The following is a 22256-nucleotide window of genomic DNA, read 5'->3' as shown; positions in this document are numbered from 1 at the left end:
ACATGAACGCAATTTATAAGAATCTGCAAGGACAGCAATTAACCACAGCCAAATTGCTGATCAATGGTGAATTTGTTGAATCAACTACTTCAGATTGGCAAGATATTTTAAATCCAGCCACCCAAGAGGTTTTAGGTCGTGTGCCTATGGCGACTCAAGATGAAGTCAATGCAGCGATTGCATCAGCACAGGCAGCTTTTGCGACATGGCGTCAAACACCAGTACAAGCGCGTATGCGTATTATGCTTAAGTTGCAAGATTTGATTCGTCAAAATGCTAAATCAATTGCGCAGGTGCTGACTGCTGAACAAGGTAAAACCTTAGCCGATGCTGAAGGTGATATTCAACGCGGTTTAGAAGTGGTTGAACATGCCTGTTCGGTAGGTACCTTGCAAATGGGCGAGTACTTAGATGGTGTGGCACGTGGCGTTGATACTTACACCTTGCAACAACCGCTAGGTGTATGTGCAGGCATTACCCCTTTTAACTTCCCTGCCATGATTCCGCTTTGGATGTTCCCCATGGCGATTGTATGTGGCAATACCTTTGTGCTTAAACCTTCTGAACAAAACCCATTAACGACTATGTTGTTGGTTGAATTGGCGATGGAAGCGGGGGTACCTGCTGGTGTGCTGAATGTGGTACACGGCGGTAAAGAGGTGGTAGATTTACTCTGTACACATCAAGATATCAAAGCTATTTCCTTTGTAGGTTCAACCGCTGTTGGAACGCATGTATATAACTTGGCAGGCCAACATGGTAAGCGTGTGCAATCTATGATGGGTGCAAAAAACCATGCGGTGATTATGCCAGATGCCAATAAAGAACAAACCTTAAATGCACTAGTTGGTGCGGCATTTGGTGCAGCGGGACAACGCTGTATGGCTTTATCGGTTGCCATTATGGTGGGCGAGACCAAACATTGGGTCAATGAGTTGATCGAAAAAACTAAAACTTTAAAAGTCAATGCAGGGCATGAACCCGATGCAGATTTAGGTCCTGTGATTTCGTTACGTGCTAAACAACGCGTATTGGATTTAATCCAAAGCGGTGTGGATGAAGGTGCAGAGTTATTGCTGGATGGACGTAATGTTGAAGTTGTAGGTTATGAGCAAGGTAACTTTGTTGGACCAACCGTCTTTAATCAAGTGACCACAAAAATGCGCATTTATAATGAAGAAGTGTTTGGTCCAGTGCTTGCCATTATTCATGTCGATACGCTAGAACAAGCCATTGCTTTGATCAATGCCAATCCATTTGGTAATGGAGTCGGTTTATTTACTCAAAGTGGTGCAATTGCACGTCAATTCCAAGATGTGATTGATGTTGGTCAGGTCGGCATTAACATTCCAATTCCTGTACCAACCCCGTTTTTTAGCTTTACTGGCTCGCGTGGTTCAAAGCTCGGTGATTTAGGCCCTTATGGTAAACAAGCTGTTCAGTTCTATACACAGACCAAAACCATTACCAGCCGTTGGTTTGAAGATCAATCACCAAGTACTGGTGTGAATACCACCATCAGCCTACGCTAAGGAGCAGACCTATGCAGATTGCATTTATTGGCCTTGGTAACATGGGCGGCCCAATGGCACACAACCTACTTAAAGCGGGTCAAAAGGTTTATGGTTTTGATTTAAGTCCACATGCGCTGGAACAATTTTCTCAAGCAGGCGGTATTATATGTGATAGCCCACAAGCTGCTGCGCGTCAAGCAGATGTAGTCGTGACGATGTTGCCTGCGGCTAAACATGTACAAGAGGTCTATTTAGGCGAAAAGGGCATTTTAGCGGTACTCAAACAAGGTGCTCACTGTATTGACAGCAGTACTATTGATCCGCAAACCATTCAAGAAATTGCTAAAGTTGCAAAATCACGCGAAATTTCGGTGTGTGATGCCCCTGTTTCGGGTGGAACATTAGGTGCACAAGCCGGTACGCTGACCTTTATGGTGGGTGCTGAACATGATGTATTAATTACAGTGAGTTCTGTACTTAAACATATGGGCAGCAATATTGTACATTGCGGTGATGTCGGCACAGGACAGATTGCTAAGATTTGTAATAATTTAATTTTAGGTATTTCCATGGCGGCTGTCGCGGAAGGGATGGCCTTAGGTGCACAGTTAGGTATTGACCCACAGGCACTTGCAGGTGTAATCAATAGCTCAACTGGGCGTTGCTGGAGTTCAGAAGTATACAACCCATGGCCGGGCATTTGTCCAAATGCGCCTGCTTCACGTGGTTATCGTGATGGTTTTGCAGCACAACTGATGCTCAAAGATTTAGGCTTGGCCGTGCAAGCTGCCCAGCAAGTCGATCAGTCGGTGGTGTTGGGTGAGTTTGTACGTCAACATTACCAACAACTGTGTGATGAAGGACAAGGTCATTTAGATTTTTCTAATATTATTCAACATTATTTACCCGAACCTGTTTTAGCGTAACTTGGGTTCACCAGGTCGCAAGGAGCTGCGACCTGTTTCATCTTCATGTCAAGACATAACAACAAATCGACAGAGGTATAGCGGATGCTCACATATCAACAAACAGCAGCAAATTTTGATTTAAATCAAGCTGCACAAGAATTTCTATCTGGCAAACTAGATGCCTTAAATGCCTGTGAGGAGTGTTGTGATCGTCATGCCTTACCGGGGCGTATTGCTTTATTTTGGCGCGGTAAAGATGGTCGAAAATTGCAATATACCTTTGCTGAGTTACAAAAACGTGCCGCACAGTTTGCTAATTTTTTAAAAGCCAATGGTGTGGGTAAAGGAGATCGTGTTTCAGGTTTATTGCCACGTACTCCTGAGCTGATTATTACCATTTTAGCCACCTGGCGGATTGGTGCAGTTTATCAGCCTTTATTTACAGCATTTGGGCCTAAAGCGATTGAGCATCGTTTAAATTTAGCAAAAAGTAAATTTGTAGTGACTGATCCCACCAACCGTGACAAGTTGCACGAGGTAGAAGGCTGCCCAAGTATTGTGACGGTAACGGGTGAAAAAGGCACTGGATTATATCAAGGTGATTATAGTTTTTGGGCAGAACTTGAGCGTCAATCGACCCAATGTGAGATTGAATATTTAAGTATTGATGATCCGTTTTTATTGATGTTTACCTCGGGGACCACAGGTCCTGCTAAACCCCTCAAAGTGCCACTTAAAGCGCTAATTGCCTTCGGTGGCTATATGAAAAATGCCATTGGCTTACAACCTCAAGATAGTTTTTGGAATATTGCTGATCCGGGCTGGGCCTATGGTTTGTACTATGGGATTACTGGACCACTATTGCTGGGTCAACCGACCTTGTTTTACGAAGGTGGTTTTAGCATCGACAGTCTTTGTGAAATTGTGAAAGATTATGGTGTGAATAATTTGGCTGGCGCTCCAACTGCTTATCGCATGATGCTGGCCGCCGATCCAAAACAAATGCAAAAGCTACGTGGTCAGTTCCGTGTGGTGAGTAGCGCAGGTGAGCCTCTTAATCCAGAAGTGATTCGTTGGTTTGATCAAGTATTGGATGCCCCAATTTATGATCACTACGGTCAAACTGAAGTGGGCATGGTGGTATGTAATCATCACGGTTTACAACATGAGGTCAAGCCCGGTTCTGCAGGTTTTGCAAGTTTAGGTTATCGTGTGGTGACTGTGGATGAACAAGGCAATGAATTAGCGCATGACACACCGGGAATCTTAGCAGTAGATTTAGAAAAATCGCCGATGATGTGGTTTGGTGGTTATGAAGAAAGCCGTAAGTCTCCTTTTGTAAAACACTATTATTTAACCGGAGATACTGCTGAAATCCATAGCGATGGCAGTATGAGCTTTGTTGGGCGTAGTGATGATGTGATTACCACATCTGGCTATCGTATTGGTCCATTTGATGTAGAAAGCGCTTTACTTGAACATGAAGCGGTGATTGAAGCGGCAGTCATTGGCGTGCCTGACCCTGAGCGGACTGAAATTGTCAAAGCCTTTGTGGTATTGGCCGAGCCTGATGCTGCATCAGATAGCTTAGCGGAAAGCTTGAGTCAATTTGTCAAGAAGCGACTTTCGGCGCATGCCTATCCACGTTTGGTTGAATTTGTGACAGAATTGCCAAAAACCCCAAGTGGTAAGATTCAACGCTTTTTACTACGTAACCAAGAAATTGAAAAACAAAAAGTTAAGCTCAACGTGGCAAGCTAAAGATATAAGGATATAACAATGAATATGCAATACGAACAACCACAGCAAGATCAAGCAGCAACTTTCCCGACCTCTGCACAATACACAGAAGAGCAGTTGCTGATTCAAGACATGACCAAAAGCTTTGCTCATGAGCAAATTAAGCCTTATGCCGCCGAATGGGATACGCATGGTACATTTCCGACGACTGCGTTAAAACAAATGGGTGAGTTGGGACTTATGGGCATGCTTGTGCCTGAACAGTGGGGCGGTTCTGAAACAGGTAACTTAGCTTATGTTTTAGCGTTAGAAGAAATTGCTGCGGCAGATGGTGCAACCTCCACGATTATGAGCGTGCATAATTCAGTCGGTTGTGTGCCGATTTTAAAATATGGTACAGATGAACAAAAACAACGTTTCTTGGTGCCTTTGGCACGTGGTGAAATGATCGGTGCATTTGCATTGACAGAACCGCATACCGGTTCAGATGCAGCCGCGATTAAAACGCGTGCTGTAAAAGACGGTGAGCATTATATTTTAAATGGTGCCAAACAGTTTATTACCTCAGGTGATAATGCAGGCGTGATCATTGTGTTTGCTGTGACTGATCCAAGCTTGGGTAAAAAAGGCATGAGTGCATTTTTAGTCCCACGTGATACGCCGGGATATGAAGTGATTCGTGTAGAGGAAAAGCTAGGCTTACATGCCTCAGATACTTGCCAAATTGCCTTAACCGACTTACGTCTGCATGAAAGTCTACGCTTAGGTGCTGAAGGAGAAGGTTTAAAAATTGCACTGTCAAATTTAGAAGGTGGACGTATTGGCATTGCAGCCCAAGCGGTAGGTCTAGCTCGTGCTGCACTTGAAGAGGCCACCAAATATGCCCATGAACGTGTCGCCTTTGGCAAACCAATTTTTGAGCAACAAGCGATTGGCTTTCGTTTAGCCACTATGGCAACCGAAATTACCGCAGCGCGTCAATTGGTGCATTATGCTGCACGTTTAAAAGAAGCAGGACAGCCCTGTTTAACAGAAGCCTCTATGGCAAAATTATTTGCCTCAGAAATGGTAGAGCGTGTGTGTTCTAAAGCACTCCAAATCTTTGGTGGTTATGGCTACTTAAAAGATTTCCCAATTGAACGTATCTATCGTGACGCGCGTATTTGCCAAATTTATGAAGGCACCAGTGATATTCAGCGCTTAGTGATTGCACGTAGCTTGGCACAATAAGGAGCATGGCATGACACAAGAACTGATCATTGAACAACAAGGACATTTAGGCATTATTCGCCTGAACCGTGCTGCAAGTTTAAATGCATTGTCGATTGACATGATTCATGGCATCCGTCAGCAAGTATTGACGTGGCAAGCATTTCCTCAGGTAGAAGCGATTTTAATCACCTCGAACAGTCCAAAAGCCTTTTGTGCCGGTGGTGATGTACGTTATATCTACGACGGTTATCATGCTCAGGGCAATCAGCATTTAAATTACTTTGCAGATGAGTATGCTATGTTGGATACTTTGTCGGCTTCAACAAAACCCATCATCGCATTGTTAGATGGTTATGTACTTGGCGGTGGGTTGGGTTTGGCACAAGCCTGTCATCTTAAAGTCACATCAGAAAAATCGCGTTTTGCCATGCCTGAAACCGTGATTGGCTACTTCCCCGATGTTGCTGCAACGCATTTTTTAGCACAACTTAAGGAAATTGGCTTGTATTTGGCACTCACAGGTGAGCAAATCAGCGCTGCCGATGCTTTAGCATTGCAACTGGTTGATGCGATGGTGCAACAGCAAGATTTAGCTCAGCTTGAACATACTTTGATTGCAGCACAAATGCTTGATATTGCCAGCATTAAGCGCTTGATTTCTGAACATGCAGTGCAGCTCGAAACGTATCCTCTAAAGAGTCATGTGGCTTGTATTGAGCAATGCTTTAAACAGGCCAGTGTAGAAAATATTGAGTCAGCTTTGCAGCATGTACAAGATGAAGAGCAAGCATGGGCACACCGCGTCCTTGCTATACTACAGCAGCGCTCGCCTATGGCAAAACGTGCAAGTTTTGTTTTACACCACTTGGGGCGTAATCTATCACGTCAGCAAGCGATGTTGCTTGAACGTCAAGTCCAAACACTTTGGTTTGAACAAGGTGACTTTATTGAAGGCGTACGTGCTTTAATTATTGATAAAGATAAACAACCCAAGTGGCGTGCTGATCAGCCTGATTTAGATGCAAAAATTAATGCTTTGTATCAACAGCAACTGGCTTTAAGTGCTTAAAAATAAAAAAATCCCCAAATGTTGGGGATTTTTTCTATCTTATATTAAGACGTTGTGGTTATAAAATCATGTACTGCCCGATTAAAACATTCAGCTTGCTCAATATTGGAAATGTGCGAGGCGTTAATTTCAAAAAGTTGGCTACCTGCAATGCCTTGTTGCATAAATTCACCATCTGCAACGGTGGTAATCGGGTCTTGTTGACCTGCCACAATAAGGATTGGAACATTAATCTGTTTTAACTGCTCACGTACATCCGCCTTTGCCAAAGCTTCACAGCAACTTGCATAACCTTCGGGGCTGCCAGCACCTAAGTCGTTTGAAAGTTTTGCAACGATATCTGGGTTGCTTTGTACAAAGGCTTCAGTAAACCAACGGCCTGCAGCGGTTGATGCGATCGGTGCTAAACCTTGTTCACGAACCAAAGATGCGCGATCCAACCAAGCCTGTTCTTGACCAATTTTGGCTGCTGTATTACATACAACAATATGACTAAAACGCTTTGCGTGATGAATGGCAAGCCATTGACCTGTTAAACCACCCATTGAAATACCGCAAAAAGCTGCTTTTTCAATATTTAGGTGATCCAATAAATTCACCACATCTTGAGCCAATTGTTCAATCGTATAGGGGCCTTGAGGTGCTGTAGATGCACCATGTCCACGTGTGTCATAACAAATCACAAAATAATCTTGGCTAAACACTTCAATTTGTGCTTGCCACATGCTGAGATTTGTCCCTAAAGAATTAGAGAAAATCAGTGCAGGATGGCTTGAATCACCAAAAGTTTGGTAATAAATATCTGCATTGTGAGATGTAAATTTTGGCATTGAATCCCTCCCAACCTTCCTCTATTAAAGGAAGGGGATTTTTAAATAGTTAAACGCGTTCAATCATCAAAGCGATGCCTTGACCGACCCCAATACACATTGAGCAAAGCGCATATTGACTACCTGTTGCTTCAAGCTGATTCAGTGCGGTGATCACCAAACGCGCACCCGATGCACCGAGTGGATGACCCAAGGCAATGGCACCACCGTTCGGGTTAACACGCACTTCATCATCGGCAAGACCCAAATCACGCATTACAGAAAGTGCCTGCGCTGAAAATGCTTCGTTTAATTCGATCACATCCATTTGCTCAAGCGTTAAACCGGTTTGAGCAAGGAGTTTTTTAATAGCGGGTGCAGGACCAAAGCCCATAATGCGGGGTTCAACACCCACCACTGTTGCAGCAATGATTTTGGCGCGTGGTTTCAGATTGTATGTTGCAACCGCATTATCCGAGGCAATCAAGATTGCAGCTGCACCATCATTAATGCCTGAGGCATTACCGGCTGTAATGCTACCATCAGCTTTGACCACAGGTTTAAGCTTGTTTAAGCCTTCTAAAGTAGTCGATGCACGTGGATGCTCGTCTGTATCAATAATGATTGGTGCGCCTTTACGCTGTGGAATTTCAACGGCAACGATTTCTTTATTAAAAAAACCTTTGCCTTGAGCAGTAGCGGTGCGTTGTTGGCTGTTGAAGGCAAATGTGTCTTGATCTTCGCGGCTGATGTTAAATTGTTCGGCTAGGTTTTCAGCCGTTTGCGGCATGCTGTCTACACCATACAATTCTTTGAGTTTTGGATTGATAAAGCGCCAACCCATGGTGGTGTCTTCGAGTTTTTGGTTGCGACCATAGGCTGCTTCTGGCTTGCCCATCACTAAAGGAGCACGTGACATGCTTTCCACACCACCTGCCACAATTAAGTCAGCTTCGCCGGCTTTAATGGCACGTGCTGCTATCGCTATAGCATCCAAAGATGAACCACATAAACGATTAACTGTGGTTGCAGGCACTTGGTAAGGCACACCGGCAAGCAGGGCGGACATACGCCCCACGTTACGGTTATCTTCGCCTGCTTGATTCGCACAGCCGTAAATAATATCGTCAACCTGTTCCCAGTTAATATTTGGGTTGCGTTCCATGAGCGCTTTGAGTGGTACAGCACCCAAATCATCAGCACGTACAGAAGCTAAACCACCGGCATAACGACCAAAGGGTGTACGGATGGCATCAATAATATAGGCATTTTTCATCATGATTTATTCAATTTTAATTTAAAATAAAAAGAAAGAGGGATACGGCTAAAATGTATTTTGTACCCCTCTTAAGAGGAAACTTGATTAAATTGTGGCATCAATCAGCGTTGCACCCGTCATGGCTTGCAATTCATCAAAAGACAATCCTTCAACTTTTTCAATCACTTTCATGCCGTCACCGGTCACATCAATCACACACAGGTCAGTGTAAATACGATCGACACATTTTAAGCCTGTTGCAGGGTAAGACAGCTCAGCTACAATTTTGGGCTCGCCTTTTTTGGTCACATGATCGGTGGTGATAAAAACTTTTTTAGCACCGACGGCCAAATCCATCGCGCCACCCACAGCAGGAATCGCATCAGGTGCACCTGTGTGCCAATTGGCAAGGTCGCCATTTTGTGCCACTTGAAATGCACCCAGTACAGCAATATCTAAGTGACCGCCACGCATCATGGCAAATGAATCACCGTGGTGAAAGAAAGCGCCGCCTTCGAGCAAAGTGACAAATTCTTTACCCGCATTAATCAATTCAGGATCACGCTCTTCTTCGGCAGGTGGTGGACCAAATGCCAGCAAGCCATTTTCAGAATGCAAAAATACATCTTTATCTGAAGGTAAATAGCTCGAAATTTTGGTGGGTAAGCCAATGCCTAAATTGACATAAGCGCCATCAGGAATATCTTGTGCAACACGCTCAGCAATTTGGTCACGGGTCAGTTTGGTATAGCTCATTGGTTTTCTCCTTATCCGTGCTTACTGTGCTGGTGTAACTTGTACGACGTGTTGTACAAAAATGCCCGCGGTGATGATGTGTTCAGGGTCTAATGCACCCAGTTCAACCACTTCAGAGACTTGTGCAATGGTCACGTCTGCTGCCATGGCCATGATTGGACCGAAGTTACGTGCAGATTTGCGATATACCAAGTTGCCCCAACGGTCGCCTTGATGTGCTTTAATTAGGGCAAAATCGGCTTTAATTGGGTGTTCTAAAACGTAGTCTTTGCCTTCATAGTTCATGGTTGGTTTCCCTTCTGCGAGCAAAGTACCAAAACCTGTCGGGGTATAAATCGGACCTAGACCCATGCCTGCTGCTTGAATACGACATGCCAAGTTACCTTGTGGTACAAGTTCTAATTCAATTTTGCCTGCCCGATACAGTTCATCAAAAACCCAAGAATCTGACTGACGCGGGAAAGAGCAGATGATTTTACGAACTGCACCCGCTTTTAAGAGTTTGGCTAGACCATAGTCGCCATTGCCTGCGTTATTGTTGACGATCACGAGATCTTTGATGCCAAGTGCAATCAGACCATCAATCAGTTCAGCAGGTTGACCTGCAGTACCAAAACCACCAATCATGATGGTTGAACCATCTTTAATTTGGGAGAGCGCTTCGGTTAAAGACGCTGTGCTTTTATCAATCATAGAATTTCCTAGAGCAAAGGTTGCCAGTTAACTTTTAGAAGGGTGTGTTGATGTGCTTAAACCACTTGAGCTTTGCGGTTTTCTTAAGATCAAATGTGCAATCATGCCGATGCAAATGCCCCAAAATACCGAACTCAAGCCTAAAAAATGCATGCCAGAAGCAGTGGTCAAAAATGTGATGAGGGCTGCGTCACGTTGTGATTCATGACCCATGGCCAGTGTAATGTTGTGGCCAATTGCACCTAGGAGGGCTAAACCTGCAAGAGCTGCCACCAGCTCTTTGGGTAATAGACTAAATAACATCACAATGCTGCCGGCAAATAAGCCACCTAAAATGTAAAACACCCCATTTGCAATGCCTGCGATATAGCGTTTATGGGTCAACTCATGCGCATCTTTGCCGGTACATAACGCAGCAGTAATTGAAGCCAATACGATGCTAATGCCACCAACGCAGGCGACCGCCATAGAAACAATACTTGTGGTTGCAATAATCGGTTTGGCTGCTACCTCATATCCACTGAGTTTTAAAATGGACATGCCGGGTAAAAATTGTCCTGTCAAACTGACTAAAACTAATGGAATGGTTAAGTTAAATAGGGCATTCCAAGTAAACTCAGGCACAATCAATTGCGGTATAGCCAGTTGAAAATTCCATGTGATTGGATTCATATGACCGAGCAATAGGCTTAAAACAACACCACTGGCCAGTACCCAAAGCATGCTATAGCGTGGCGCTAAACGTTTACTCAGCAAAAACACCAATAACATGCTCAGTACAATCCACGGCATATGTGCTGAGGCACTAAACAGTCCTAAACCAAACTGAAATAAAATACCAGCCATCATGCCAGCTGCAATTGATTGCGGAATAAGCTGTAGCAGCTTGTCAAAATACCCACTGATACCAATAATAAACATCACCAGCGCAGACATGATGTAAGCCGCCACAGCTTCATTTACAGATAAGCTTGGAAAAAGAGTCACCAATAAAGCCGTACCTGGCGCTGACCACGCCGTGACGATCGGGACTTTAAACCTAAGCGATAGCCATATACCGGCTACAGCTGCACCAATTGAGATTCCCCATATCCATGAAATCAACATATCAGGAGGCACTTGGGCATTTTGAGCGGCTTGAAAAAGAATGATCAAGGGGCCTGCATAGGAAATCAGCACGGCTAAAAATCCTGCCACCGTGGCTGAAATTGACCAATCTTTTTTTAAGTCTTGCAATAGGGTTGTCATTGTTTCTGCCTCCTTGCAACAATGTGCTTAAAAAGTGATCAGATTTAACCCTGATCACCGCCACCTACAGGCACTACCGTACCTGTCATATAAGAAGACTCATCTGAGGCAAGAAAGACAATCGCATTGACTTGCTCTTGAATCGTGCCGTAGCGTCGCATAAAACTACGCTCAATGGTTTGATCGACCACGTCTTGCATCCATTGCTTTTCATCCTCAGTCAAAGGATTGGCATTGCGAGGCACTTTACGAGGAGGCGCTTGTGTACCACCTGTGGCAACAGCATTGACACGGATCCCATCTTTTGCATGTTCAAATGCAAGCGAGGCAGTTAAAGCATTGACGCCGCCTTTGGCAGCTGAGTAAGGCACACGGTGAATACCACGCGTGGCAATGGATGACACATTTACAATTGTACCCTTTTGATTCTTGATCATTTCAGGCAGTACGGCACGGCAGCACCACAATGTTGGGAACAATGAGCGATTGACTTCTTTGATGATTTCTTCTTCAGAAAATGCATCAAAAGGCTTCATCCAAATTGCACCACCAACGTTATTGATGAGCACATCTACACGACCATAGGTTGCAACTGCTTTTGCTACCACAGATTCTGCACCCGAGAAAGTCTCTAAGTTGGCTTTCATCACAACCGCTTGACCGCCTGCATGGGTGATTTCTGTAAGTACATCATCCACATAGTCTGAAAAATCAGCCAATACTACTTGAGCACCTTCGCTTGCTACTTGTAATGCAACCCCACGACCAATGCCTTGAGCAGCACCCGTCACAATCACGACTTTATGTTCAAATCTTTTTGACATAATGCGCTCCGAATTAATTTGCAGAGAATTTTTCAAATAAGAAATTGGCAGGTTTCACGCCTTCTGCATCTAACCAACCACGAACTGCATCGACCATGGGTACAGGACCACACAGATAAACATCTACGTTGCCACCGTTTAACCATTCGGTTTCGATATGAGCTGTGACATAACCTTTACGTGCATGTGCAGAGTCAGGATTTGCCACCACTGTGCGGTATTCAAACCAAGCGAATTTTTCTTGCAAATTATTGAGTTCTTCCAGGGCCACCAAGTCAAAATCATTGGTCACGCCAAAGACTAAACGTACTGGATGATCAGAGCCTTTTTCTGCCAATACTTGCAGCATCGACATAAATGGTGCAATACCTGTACCACCTGCAAGCATCACCACAGGGCGTACAACATGACGTAAATAGAAGCTACCAAATGGACCTGTAAACGACATTTTTTCGCCCACTTTAGCATCAACGCTTAAAAAGCCACTCATTTTGCCATTCGGGACATTACGTACCACAAAGCTGGTTAAACGATTTCCCGGTTTAGAGCTAAATGAATATGAACGCGTGTCGTGAGTCCCCGGAATCCCAACATTCACATATTGACCGGCAAGGAAGTTAATCTCTGGCTGACCTTCATCAAGTTGAATATCAAACGTAATAGTTGATTCAGATAAGTTATCTACACGTGCCAAAGTACCTTGATAAGTATGAATTTCTGTTTTACAGACATCAGAGGAGGCTTGAATTTGAAACACGGCGTCTGAAGACGGACGACATTGGCAAGCAAGGATATAACCTTGTGCTGCCTCTTCAGGGGTGAGTGCATCTTCAATATAGGTTTCTTCAGGCATGTCATAGCTGCCAGATTCGCAAAATGCACGACATGTGCCACATGCACCATCACGGCAATCGAGTGGAATGTTAATTTTTTGACGGTAGGCTGCATCAGAGAGTGATTCACCTTGAGTAACTGAAATAAAACGGGTAACGCCATCTTCAAATTGAAGTGCAACATTGTGACTAGACATGGCTGAATCCTTTTAAAAACTCTTAAACTGGGGAGAACTTCAGCCAAAATTCCATTTGGCTGAAGCAAATCTGTGATCGAGGCAAATTACAGATGGTAAATGTCGATGACTTGATTGATATAATCGTTTTTCAGTACCACGTATTTACTTAAAATTTGTGGCTTTTCACCTGAAAAATCGATTTCATAACGTGACATACCAAAGTAGCTGTATGCGGTTTTGTAACGAAAGCTCAAGGTATTCCAGTTAAAACGTACGGTGACTTTGTCAGCCTCTTGTGCAATCACTTCAATGTTATTGATGTTATGGCTTGTACGTGTATCCGGCATAGTTGCAGAAGAACGCTCGGTTTTAATCCGAAAAACGCGGTCTTCTAAACCTTGACGGTTCGGGTAGTAGATCAAGGAAATTTCAGATTGTGGATCGGTGGTGAGTTTGTCATCGTCATCCCAAGAAGGCATCCAAAATGTTGCGCTTGGTGCGTAGCAGGCTAACCAATCATCCCATTGCTCATCATCTAAAAAACGTGCTTCTTGAAAAAGGAATTGAGAAATTGCGTCTAGGCTCACTTGGTTTAAGTTGGTTTGAGCATTCATGCCATTTCTCCTTCTACAGATGCTGCCAGTGCTTTTTCATTGGCAATCGCGATTTTCATCATGTCTAACCAATATTGGTGCTGTGCAAGGTATAAACCTTCATCTTCAGTTTTAATCCCAGATAGTTTTGGTTTCAAACCGATTTCATTGGCTGCTTCATCAGGCCCATGAATCCAGTGCTTAGAACCACGGCACATGTCATTCCATTGGGTTTCAATACCTGCATAACCGGCTTGGCAGGCGCGGAATTCTTCTAAATCATCTGGTGTTGCCATCCCTGAAGCATTAAAGAAGTCCTCGTATTGGCGAATACGGCGAGTACGTGCTTCAGGCTCTTCACCCACAGGTGCAATACAGTAAATGGTCACTTCAGTTTTATTGACTGAAATTGGGCGAAGTACACGAATTTGAGAACCAAACTGATCCATCAAATACACGTTTGGATACAGACATAAGTTACGTGAACGTTCGATCATCCATTTGGACATGGCCTGACCAAATTTTTCTGAATATTCATCCGCTTTTGGGAAGTTTGGACGATCTTCAGGGTTCGCCCACTGTGTCCAAAGCAGCATATGACCATTGTCAAAGCCGTAAGAACCACCGCCTTGTTTGCCCCATGAACCTGCGCTCATGGCGCGGATGTCATCACCGGCTTCTTTTTCTTTACGCTGCTGTGTGGTTGCTGCATAGTTCCAGTGAACTGCCGATACGTGATAACCATCGGCGCCATTTTCAGCGGTGAGTTTCCAGTTACCTTCATAGGTATAGGTGGATGAACCACGAAGCACTTCTAAACCTTGCTCAGACTGACCGACAATCATGTCGATGATTTTGGTGGTTTCACCTAAGTAGTCTTCAAGCGATGGAACATCTGGGTTTAAGCTACCAAATAAGAAGCCTTTATAGCTTTCAAATTTCGCCACTTTGGTCAGGTCGTGTGAACCTTCTTTATTAAAGCAGTCTGAGTAGCCTGCATCTGTTGGGTCTTTGACTTTTAAAAGTTTGCCTGAGTTGTTGAATGTCCAACCATGGAATGGGCAAGTATACGTGGCTTTATTGCCTTTTTTATTACGGCAAAGCTGTGCACCACGGTGTGAACAGGCATTGATCATGGCATTGAGTTCACCGTTGCGGTTACGTGCAATGATGATCGGTTGGCGCCCAATATGGGTGGTAAAGTAATCGTTGTTGTTTGGAATTTGGCTTTCATGTGCCAAATACACCCAATTGCCTTCGAAAATGTATTTCATTTCAAGGTCAAATAGTGCTTGGTCGGTAAATACTGAACGATGAAGTTTAAATTCACCGGTTTCAAAATTGTCGACAAGTAATTCGTCAATACGATCGAGATGGCTGGTATTAATTACAGGAATACGTGGCATATCCGTTCTCCGACTTGGTCAAGTATGGGGAGTGAATCGGGATAAATGATTTATCCCGATATGGCTTGAAGTGTTATGCAGCTGCGCGGCGACGTTCGACGTCTGTTGATGGTGCACCTTCAACCATCGGCACTAACTCAATGTCAAAGCGAATATATTTAAATGGACCAGTTAAACCACGGCGCGCGATTTCAGCCTCATCTGTGATATCAATAGCAGTTGCCACTAAACCTTCACGTGTTGCAAATGCAAAGTCATCCCAAAGGTATTGATCACCTTCAATGTTAAATTGCGTGGTTAATTTACGAAAACCCGGTGCAGTCACAAAGTAGTGAACGTGTGATGGACGGTTGCCATGACGCCCCAGTTTATCCAGTACAAATTGTGTGGTGCCTTCTGGTGGGCAGCCATAGCCAACAGGCATAGTGGTTAACGCCGTGTATTGACCCTGAGCATCGGTGAAAATGCTGCGACGTAAGTTAAAGTCTGATTGTGACTTGTCAAAGAATGAATAGTTGCCTAGGCGGTTGGCATGCCACATTTCAACTTTAGCACCTTCGATGAGATTGCCTTGGGTATCTTTCACTGTGCCTTCAATAATTAAGGTTGGAATTTCACCTTCTTCAGAACCATCATCCATGCGCGCAAATCCGACAGATTCAGGCGCACCGGCCACATAAAGTGGTCCTTCAATGGTACGTGGTGTACCGCCTGTGATACCGGCTTTGGCATCGGCTTCATCAGCACGTAAATCTAAATAATGTTCTAAACCTAAACCTGCTGCCAGTAAGCCCAGTTCATTGGCTTGACCTGCGTCCGTAAAGTACTCTAAGCCTTTCCATAGCTCAGTTTGAGTTAAGTCCAAATCCTCAATGGCTTGGAAAAAATCTCCTAATAAACGCACCACAATTTGTTGCATACGTGGGTCAACTGGACCGGTTGCAGTGTCTACGTTCATTTTTTTGACTAAAGCATCAATGTCTTGGCGATTCATACAAATACTCCTGTTTGTATGGCAAGCCTTCATCGCATTACAAGCGAGAGGGCGACCATTTTCCTTGTTTTTAGATATAAGAAGGCTAAAGGCGCACGTTTTTACGTGCACACAGCCTTAAGCTTTAAATGGATTTAAGGGTTTAAATTAACGGTCATCTTCACGAATTGAAGACGGATGACGATTCAGCGCCATCACTTCAATCTGCATATACGGATACAAAGGCAAGCCTTGTAAAATCGTATGCAATTCTTCGTTACTGTCCACATCAAAAATACTGATGTTTGAATATTGACCCGTAATGCGCCAAATGTGACGCCATTTGCCTTGTTGCTGTAATTGCTGTGAATACGCCTTTTCTACCGCTTTAATTTCATTGGCTTGTTCAACGGGCATATCTTTTGGGATGTTGACATCCATACGTACATGAAACAGCATGTCTCACTCCTTGATGCATTGATTCGACAAGATCTCGTTGTCGAGGATTAAAATGAATTAACGACGTAATTGCTCAATTTTGTTTTCGTCAATCTCGATCCCTAAACCTGGTGTGTTAGGTAGGTGTAGTTCAAAATTTTCATAACGTAATGGGGTAGTGAGAATTTCTTGGGTTAATAACAATGGACCAAATAATTCAGTACCAAATTTTAAATTTTCAAATGTGGAGAACAGCTGTGCTGAAGCCATAGTACCCACCGTACCTTCAAGCATCGTGCCGCCATACAGGTCAATCCCAGCCAGCTGTGCAATGGTTGCCACGTCACGACCTTCAAGGAGACCGCCCGATTGGGCCACTTTGACTGCAAATACAGAGGCTGCATTGCTTTTGGCTAGACGATAAGCACTACTTGGACCCATTAAGGATTCATCTGCCATGATGGCAATATCAAAACGATGCGTTAAACGCTGCATGGCTTCAATGTTGTCAATCGCACAAGGCTGCTCGATTAAGTCAATACCACCAGCTTGTAATCGCTTGATGCCTTTAATTGCATCGAGTTCAGACCAAGCACGGTTGACATCCACACGAATCGACACCTCATTGCCAAGTGCCTGTTTAATCGCAAGTACATGTTCAACATCTGCTTCTACAGCGCGTGAGCCGATTTTGAGTTTGAAAAAATTATGCCGTTTGGCTTCGAGCATTTGTTGAGCTTCAGCGATATCTTTTTCGGTATCGCCAGACGCGAGTACCCACAGTACTGGCACGCTATCACGTAAACGACCGCCTAACAGCTCAGACAGTGGTAAACCTAAACGCTGGGCTTGAATATCCAGCAGTGCCGTCTGAATGGCACATTTGGCAAAACGGTTACCATTGATATGCTTTTTTAACACTTGCATGATTTGTGCAAGGTTATGTCCCTGAAGGGATCTCAAAAGTGGGGCAAAGTAACTATCAATATTGGTTTTAATGCTTTCAGGGCTTTCTTCTCCATAGCCTAAACCACCAATGGTCGTGGCTTCCCCCCAACCGATAAAACCGTCATCGCTGGTGATTTTAACCAACACCAAAGTTTGGGTTTGCATGGTGGCAACCGCCATCTTGTGTGGGCGAATGGTTGGAATTTCAACCAAAATGGTTTCAATTTTTTTATACATGATCTATTCCGGCTGCACTTGCGTTTCGCTGTTCTTGGATATACCTTAAAAGAATAAAATTAGGCTGTCGAAGACTGTTTTTGCATTTTTTTATACTAAAAAGGTATTTTATAGGGAGCAGAACGCATGGAATTGCGTCATTTACGTTATTTTGTTGCTGTCGCAGAAAGTAGAAGTTTCACCCAAGCCGCTGAGCGTTTATTTATCGCTCAACCCCCGTTAAGTCGCCAAATACAACAGCTTGAGGCGGAACTGGGTGTGCAACTTTTTGAACGTAGTAGCCGCCCTTTACAACTCACAGAAGCTGGACAATTCTTCTATCAGCATGCACTTAAACTTTTGTCGAATGCTGAAGAAATTAAATGTATGACGGCACGTATTGGTATTGTTGAACGCAGCATTAAAATTGGTTTTGTAGCTTCATTGCTTTATGGTTTGTTGTCTAAAATTATTTATGTCTTTCGTCAACAACAGCCCAATCTTAAAGTTGAGTTGATCGAAATGTCGACCTTTGAGCAAATTCAAGCCCTAAAACAAGGCAAAATAGACGTGGGATTTGGACGGCTACGCATCTCTGATCCACATATTAAACGGATTTTATTGCGTGAAGAGCCCTTAGTCTTGGCAGTCCATCAAAGTCATGTTTTAGCCCAAAAGCAGTGTGTTACTTTTGCACAGCTTGAACAAGAACAGCTATTTTTGTACCCAAAGAGTCAAGAGGCAAATTTTGCCACTCAAGTACAAAGTATTTTTGCTGAACATGGTTTAACTCCAAAAAATCTCAAAGTGGTCCGGGAAATTCAACTGGCACTTGGTTTAGTCGCAGCAGCAGAAGGCATGTGTATCGTGCCTGAAAGCGCCAAATCAATTCAATTGGCGCATGTCAAATATATCCCCATTATTGACCACGATGCGACCAGCCCTGTGTTTATGGCGATTCGTCATTTAGACACGGCTGATGATTTACGCGCCTTATTTGATTGCATCTATCAAGTTTATGATCTCGAAGCGATTCAATATGAACGTGCCCTACTTTAAATCTGAAGTTTTAGCAAACTAAAAAACCCAACTTTTAAAGTATATAAGCATGCTTAAACGGTTTTGGACAAAGCCATTTAGATCACGCATTGTGCATATCAAAGTGATCTTCACAAGGAGGAGGTGAAGCATGTCAATACAGATTGAAATCCAACAGGTGGTGGATGAGGCGAAGTTCCGTCCATTTCATTGGAGTGTCTTATTATGGTGTTTAATCATTATTATTTTTGATGGCTATGATTTAGTGATTTATGGCGTAGTGCTGCCTTTATTAATGCAAGAATGGGGTTTGACCACGGTACAAGCAGGCTTGCTGGCCAGTAGTGCCTTATTTGGAATGATGTTTGGTGCCATGTGTTTTGGTACTTTATCAGATAAATTAGGTCGTAAAAAAACCATTATTATGTGTGTCACCATTTTTAGTGGTTTCACTTTCTTAGGGGCTTTTGCTGAAAACCCAACTCAGTTTGCCGTGTTGCGCTTTTTAGCCGGTTTAGGGATTGGCGGCGTGATGCCGAATGTGGTTGCGCTGATGACCGAGTATGCGCCTAAACGTATTCGAAGTACCTTAGTGGCCGTCATGTTTAGTGGTTATGCCATCGGTGGTATGAGCTCTGCACTGTTAGGCGCTTGGTTAGTGGGTGATTATGGTTGGAAAATCATGTTTTATATTGCAGGAATTCCATGCTTATTTTTACCGATTCTATGCAAGTATTTACCTGAATCCTTAATGTTTTTAACGCAAAAAAACAACAATATAGAAGTGGCTAAAATTGTCACTAAGATTGCGCCAGAGCGTAAAATTACCGCACAGACCCAATTTACTCTGCCTGAAGTGAACGCCGTGGATCAAGCACCACTCAAAGCTTTGTTCCAACAAGGACGCAGTACAAGTACATTTATGTTTTGGTTAGCATTTTTTATGTGCTTATTAATGGTGTATGCTTTGGGAAGTTGGTTACCAAAACTGATGCTTCAAGCGGGGTACTCACTTGGGGCAAGTATGATGTTCTTGTTTGCACTCAATATTGGAGGCATGTTAGGCGCCATTGGTGGTGGTGTCTTAGCAGATCGTTTTCATATCAAAAAAGTACTCACTACTTTATTTGTGGTAGGTGCTTTGGCATTGATTTTACTTGGTTTTAACAGTCCACAAATTGTGTTGTATAGCTTAATTGCCATCGCCGGTGCTGCAACCATTGGCTCACAGATTTTATTGTATACTTTCGTGGCACAGTTTTATCCAGCCAGTGTGCGTTCAACAGGGATGGGATGGGCGTCGGGTATTGGCCGTATTGGTGCGATCGTAGGTCCTGTGTTAACCGGTGCATTACTGACCTTTGAGTTGCCACATCAAATGAATTTCTTAGCTATTGCAATTCCGGGTGTGATTGCTGCATGTGCAATTTTTATGGTGAATTTACGTGTGTCAGTTGACGCAAAGTCAACTGCTGCAAGCTTAGATCAATTCAAGCTTGATTCACAAACTTAAAGCCACTCATACAAAAAGCGCAGCTATTGAACTGCGCTTTTTCAATGCTATAAAAAAATTGAAATAACCCCTTGTATGTTTAATTTAGTGGTGTATAATGAGGGACACTAAAATAATAATACTGTTGTTATCGCAAATCTTTTCATCTCGTTGTTCCCTTCGTTTTATCAGATTTTTTCGTTACAAAGTTTATTGTCTTAGGCGTTATGGCACAAGCCATATAAAGTTTTTAAAGTATAGGAAAAATCTATGTCAAACGTAGTAACTGGCACAGTTAAATGGTTCAACGAAACTAAAGGTTTCGGTTTTATTGCAGCAGATTCTGGCGAAGACGTGTTTGCACACTACAGCCAAATTCAAGTAAAAGGCTTCAAAGTATTGCAAGAAGGCCAACGCGTTCAATTCGAAATCGTTGCTGGTCCTAAAGGCTCTCAAGCTAACGCGATTAGCCCACTTTAATTTTCATTAGAAAATAAAGTTGAAAAACCCGTGCACTGCATGGGTTTTTTATTGTCTAAAATTTACTTTATCCTCAAAGACAAATGACAGTGAAATACTATACCTTTCATATTTTGTGTAAGAAATGACAAAATTGGGCTGATTTTTTAACCAATCTGTAAGTTTATTTAATTTTTACAGCATAAACATGTAATCTTGATTGAAATTGTCGGAATTAAATTGAATAATACCCATACTCCAACATGATCTATTTAACACCCCTGTTACTTTGTTACTCGATCATGTTGGAGCTTTTTATTTTGCAGTTTTAGGTTGATCATTCATATTGTGAGTTCAAGTATGAAACGTCATAAAATAGCATTAGCTGTTGAGCTCACTGCCCAGTGGAGTGTTGAACAAGATTGCTATTTGATTGAACATGCCACTCAAACTATTGCCCAATTACAACAAGTGCTTCTATTTGATGAAGAGCAAATTAATGCGCGCAAACAGGTCTTAGGTTTAATCAAGAGACAACGTGCATTACAACGTTTGCGTTAAACAAATCTATAAAAGTCTTCATTTATTTAAGGTAACTGTTTAAATCTATTGTACTGAAAATGAACTCAAAGATTGTTCATCAATTACAGATTGGCAATTTACTACTCCTATGTTAAATAGCATTCAGAATTACAACAAGATCGATCTTGATAAGATGGTCGCTTAAATTTCACATATAATTCACCCTGTGCTGCTGTATATTAAAACTAACTCACGCGCATATGATGGACAAGACATGCTAAAAAAAATTGTAACAATTACAGCACTTTGTATTCCTACGCTTGCTTTTGCAGAAAAACAGCCACAACGTCCTGCCCAAACGGGCAAACCACAAGGCTTAAGTGTGGGTTTGGGTGCTGTTGGCAGTAGCGGTATCTATATTGGCGAAAAAACTGAAATTATTCCTGTTCCTGTAATTGCTTATGAAAGTGAGCGTTTCTTTGTGCGTGGATTATCAGCAGGCGCTGCGTTGTATGGCGACCGTGTTTTTAGTGTCAATGCGATTGCTAATGTCAATATGATGAATTTAGATGTGGGTGAGTTAAGTACACGTCAACTTGCAGAAAAAGGCATCAGCAAAGCACAGCTTGAAGATCGTGATCGCAGTGTTGACCTAGGTGTTGAAGCGAGCATGCGTAAACCCTATGGCATTATCTCAGCACAAGCCTTGCATGATGTTGGTGGAGCCAGTGAAGGGGCAGAATTACGTTTAAATTATCAATATTTTTGGCAAATTGATCCTCGTTTAAGCTTGATTCCAAATGTGGGTGTGGAGTGGTTATCCGATAAACGTGCCAATTACTATTACGGTATTTTAAACAGTGAGGTTGCGCGTGGTGTTGACGCGTATCGTCCAGATCAGGTCTTTATTCCGCATGTTTCATTAGGTGCCAATTATGTCATTAATGAAAAAGTGAATGTCTTTGGGGTTGCAATGCAAAAATTCTTACCCAATAAAGTACAAGATGGTCCTTTAGTGGATCAAAGTTCGCAGACTAACTTTTATATGGCAGTTAACTATAAATTTTAATAATCAATCTATAGGCTGTGTGAAACTCCGAGAGCAGGTTCTCTCGGATTGCGGCATTT

Annotated in this window: 22 protein-coding genes; 10 read left to right on the top strand and 12 right to left on the bottom strand. The window is 43.1% G+C overall.

All coding sequences use genetic code 11. The features are described 5' to 3' along the window. Positions 1–2: 2 nt before the first annotated feature. The 5 genes from Q0Z55_RS07640 (at position 3) to Q0Z55_RS07620 (ending at position 6443) form a co-directional block, all read left to right on the top strand. Positions 3–1532: a CoA-acylating methylmalonate-semialdehyde dehydrogenase gene (locus Q0Z55_RS07640; RefSeq protein WP_297426564.1), complete on the top strand. Its 1530-nt coding sequence runs from the start codon at positions 3–5 to the stop codon at positions 1530–1532. 11 nt (positions 1533–1543) lie between these two features. Beyond that, complete coding sequence (mmsB, locus tag Q0Z55_RS07635; RefSeq protein WP_297426561.1) at positions 1544–2440, top strand: 3-hydroxyisobutyrate dehydrogenase; 897 nt, start codon at positions 1544–1546, stop codon at positions 2438–2440. 84 nt (positions 2441–2524) lie between these two features. Continuing rightward, positions 2525–4183, top strand: a complete 1659-nt coding sequence (locus tag Q0Z55_RS07630) for an AMP-binding protein (RefSeq protein ID WP_297426558.1) — start codon at positions 2525–2527, stop codon at positions 4181–4183. A gap of 24 nt (positions 4184–4207) precedes the next feature. Beyond that, positions 4208–5392, top strand: coding sequence for an acyl-CoA dehydrogenase family protein (locus tag Q0Z55_RS07625; protein ID WP_297426622.1), 1185 nt, complete (start codon positions 4208–4210; stop codon positions 5390–5392). 10 nt (positions 5393–5402) lie between these two features. Continuing rightward, positions 5403–6443: an enoyl-CoA hydratase/isomerase family protein gene (locus tag Q0Z55_RS07620; RefSeq protein ID WP_297426555.1), complete on the top strand. Its 1041-nt coding sequence runs from the start codon at positions 5403–5405 to the stop codon at positions 6441–6443. Positions 6444–6487: 44 nt separating this feature from the next. Here Q0Z55_RS07620 and pcaD read toward each other — a convergent pair whose 3' ends face one another. The 12 genes from pcaD to Q0Z55_RS07560 all read right to left on the bottom strand — a co-directional run bounded on the left by pcaD (position 6488) and on the right by Q0Z55_RS07560 (position 17638). Next, the gene (gene pcaD / locus Q0Z55_RS07615; protein WP_297426552.1) at positions 6488–7273 is read right to left on the bottom strand and encodes a 3-oxoadipate enol-lactonase; all 786 of its coding nucleotides are present in this window, start codon (positions 7271–7273) and stop codon (positions 6488–6490) included. Positions 7274–7322: 49 nt separating this feature from the next. Further along, positions 7323–8528 carry a 3-oxoadipyl-CoA thiolase gene (gene pcaF, locus Q0Z55_RS07610; protein ID WP_297426619.1) on the bottom strand — a complete coding sequence of 402 codons (1206 nt, stop codon included), beginning with the start codon at positions 8526–8528 and terminating at the stop codon, positions 7323–7325. 87 nt (positions 8529–8615) lie between these two features. Further along, entirely contained in the window at positions 8616–9266 is a 651-nt protein-coding gene (locus Q0Z55_RS07605; RefSeq protein ID WP_297426549.1) for a 3-oxoacid CoA-transferase subunit B, read from the bottom strand. 21 nt (positions 9267–9287) lie between these two features. Continuing rightward, positions 9288–9959: a 3-oxoacid CoA-transferase subunit A gene (locus Q0Z55_RS07600; RefSeq protein ID WP_297426546.1), complete on the bottom strand. Its 672-nt coding sequence runs from the start codon at positions 9957–9959 to the stop codon at positions 9288–9290. Between the two features lie 27 nt (positions 9960–9986). Beyond that, positions 9987–11207: a benzoate/H(+) symporter BenE gene (gene benE / locus Q0Z55_RS07595; RefSeq protein WP_297426543.1), complete on the bottom strand. Its 1221-nt coding sequence runs from the start codon at positions 11205–11207 to the stop codon at positions 9987–9989. Between the two features lie 44 nt (positions 11208–11251). Further along, positions 11252–12031, bottom strand: coding sequence for a benzoate diol dehydrogenase BenD (benD, locus tag Q0Z55_RS07590; RefSeq protein ID WP_297426540.1), 780 nt, complete (start codon positions 12029–12031; stop codon positions 11252–11254). 13 nt (positions 12032–12044) lie between these two features. After that, the gene (gene benC, locus Q0Z55_RS07585; RefSeq protein ID WP_297426537.1) at positions 12045–13061 is read right to left on the bottom strand and encodes a benzoate 1,2-dioxygenase electron transfer component BenC; all 1017 of its coding nucleotides are present in this window, start codon (positions 13059–13061) and stop codon (positions 12045–12047) included. Between the two features lie 86 nt (positions 13062–13147). Continuing rightward, positions 13148–13657 carry a benzoate 1,2-dioxygenase small subunit gene (benB, locus tag Q0Z55_RS07580; RefSeq protein WP_297426534.1) on the bottom strand — a complete coding sequence of 170 codons (510 nt, stop codon included), beginning with the start codon at positions 13655–13657 and terminating at the stop codon, positions 13148–13150. Next, complete coding sequence (gene benA, locus Q0Z55_RS07575) at positions 13654–15042, bottom strand: benzoate 1,2-dioxygenase large subunit (RefSeq protein ID WP_297426531.1); 1389 nt, start codon at positions 15040–15042, stop codon at positions 13654–13656. The genes benB and benA overlap by 4 nt, the downstream gene beginning before the upstream one ends. A 73-nt stretch (positions 15043–15115) precedes the next feature. Further along, complete coding sequence (catA, locus tag Q0Z55_RS07570) at positions 15116–16036, bottom strand: catechol 1,2-dioxygenase (protein WP_297426528.1); 921 nt, start codon at positions 16034–16036, stop codon at positions 15116–15118. A gap of 147 nt (positions 16037–16183) precedes the next feature. Beyond that, positions 16184–16474, bottom strand: coding sequence for a muconolactone Delta-isomerase (gene catC / locus Q0Z55_RS07565; RefSeq protein WP_297426525.1), 291 nt, complete (start codon positions 16472–16474; stop codon positions 16184–16186). A gap of 57 nt (positions 16475–16531) precedes the next feature. Next, positions 16532–17638: a muconate/chloromuconate family cycloisomerase gene (locus tag Q0Z55_RS07560; protein ID WP_297426522.1), complete on the bottom strand. Its 1107-nt coding sequence runs from the start codon at positions 17636–17638 to the stop codon at positions 16532–16534. A gap of 126 nt (positions 17639–17764) precedes the next feature. Here Q0Z55_RS07560 and Q0Z55_RS07555 point away from each other — a divergent pair, with 126 nt between their 5' ends. The 5 genes from Q0Z55_RS07555 (at position 17765) to Q0Z55_RS07535 (ending at position 22197) form a co-directional block, all read left to right on the top strand. After that, positions 17765–18676, top strand: a complete 912-nt coding sequence (locus tag Q0Z55_RS07555; protein ID WP_297426519.1) for a LysR family transcriptional regulator — start codon at positions 17765–17767, stop codon at positions 18674–18676. Positions 18677–18806: 130 nt separating this feature from the next. After that, positions 18807–20168, top strand: a complete 1362-nt coding sequence (locus Q0Z55_RS07550; RefSeq protein WP_297426515.1) for an MFS transporter — start codon at positions 18807–18809, stop codon at positions 20166–20168. A gap of 249 nt (positions 20169–20417) precedes the next feature. Further along, positions 20418–20627 (top strand): cold-shock protein, encoded by a 210-nt coding sequence (locus tag Q0Z55_RS07545; protein WP_122901178.1) that lies wholly within the window; start codon positions 20418–20420, stop codon positions 20625–20627. Positions 20628–20966: 339 nt separating this feature from the next. Next, positions 20967–21167 (top strand): hypothetical protein, encoded by a 201-nt coding sequence (locus Q0Z55_RS07540; protein WP_297426508.1) that lies wholly within the window; start codon positions 20967–20969, stop codon positions 21165–21167. 235 nt (positions 21168–21402) lie between these two features. Next, positions 21403–22197 (top strand): MipA/OmpV family protein, encoded by a 795-nt coding sequence (locus Q0Z55_RS07535; RefSeq protein WP_297426505.1) that lies wholly within the window; start codon positions 21403–21405, stop codon positions 22195–22197. Positions 22198–22256: the final 59 nt, after the last annotated feature.

Source organism: uncultured Acinetobacter sp., from assembly GCF_947626835.1.
Lineage (GTDB): Bacteria > Pseudomonadota > Gammaproteobacteria > Pseudomonadales > Moraxellaceae > Acinetobacter.
This window is presented reverse-complemented; position numbering and strand designations above follow the sequence as displayed.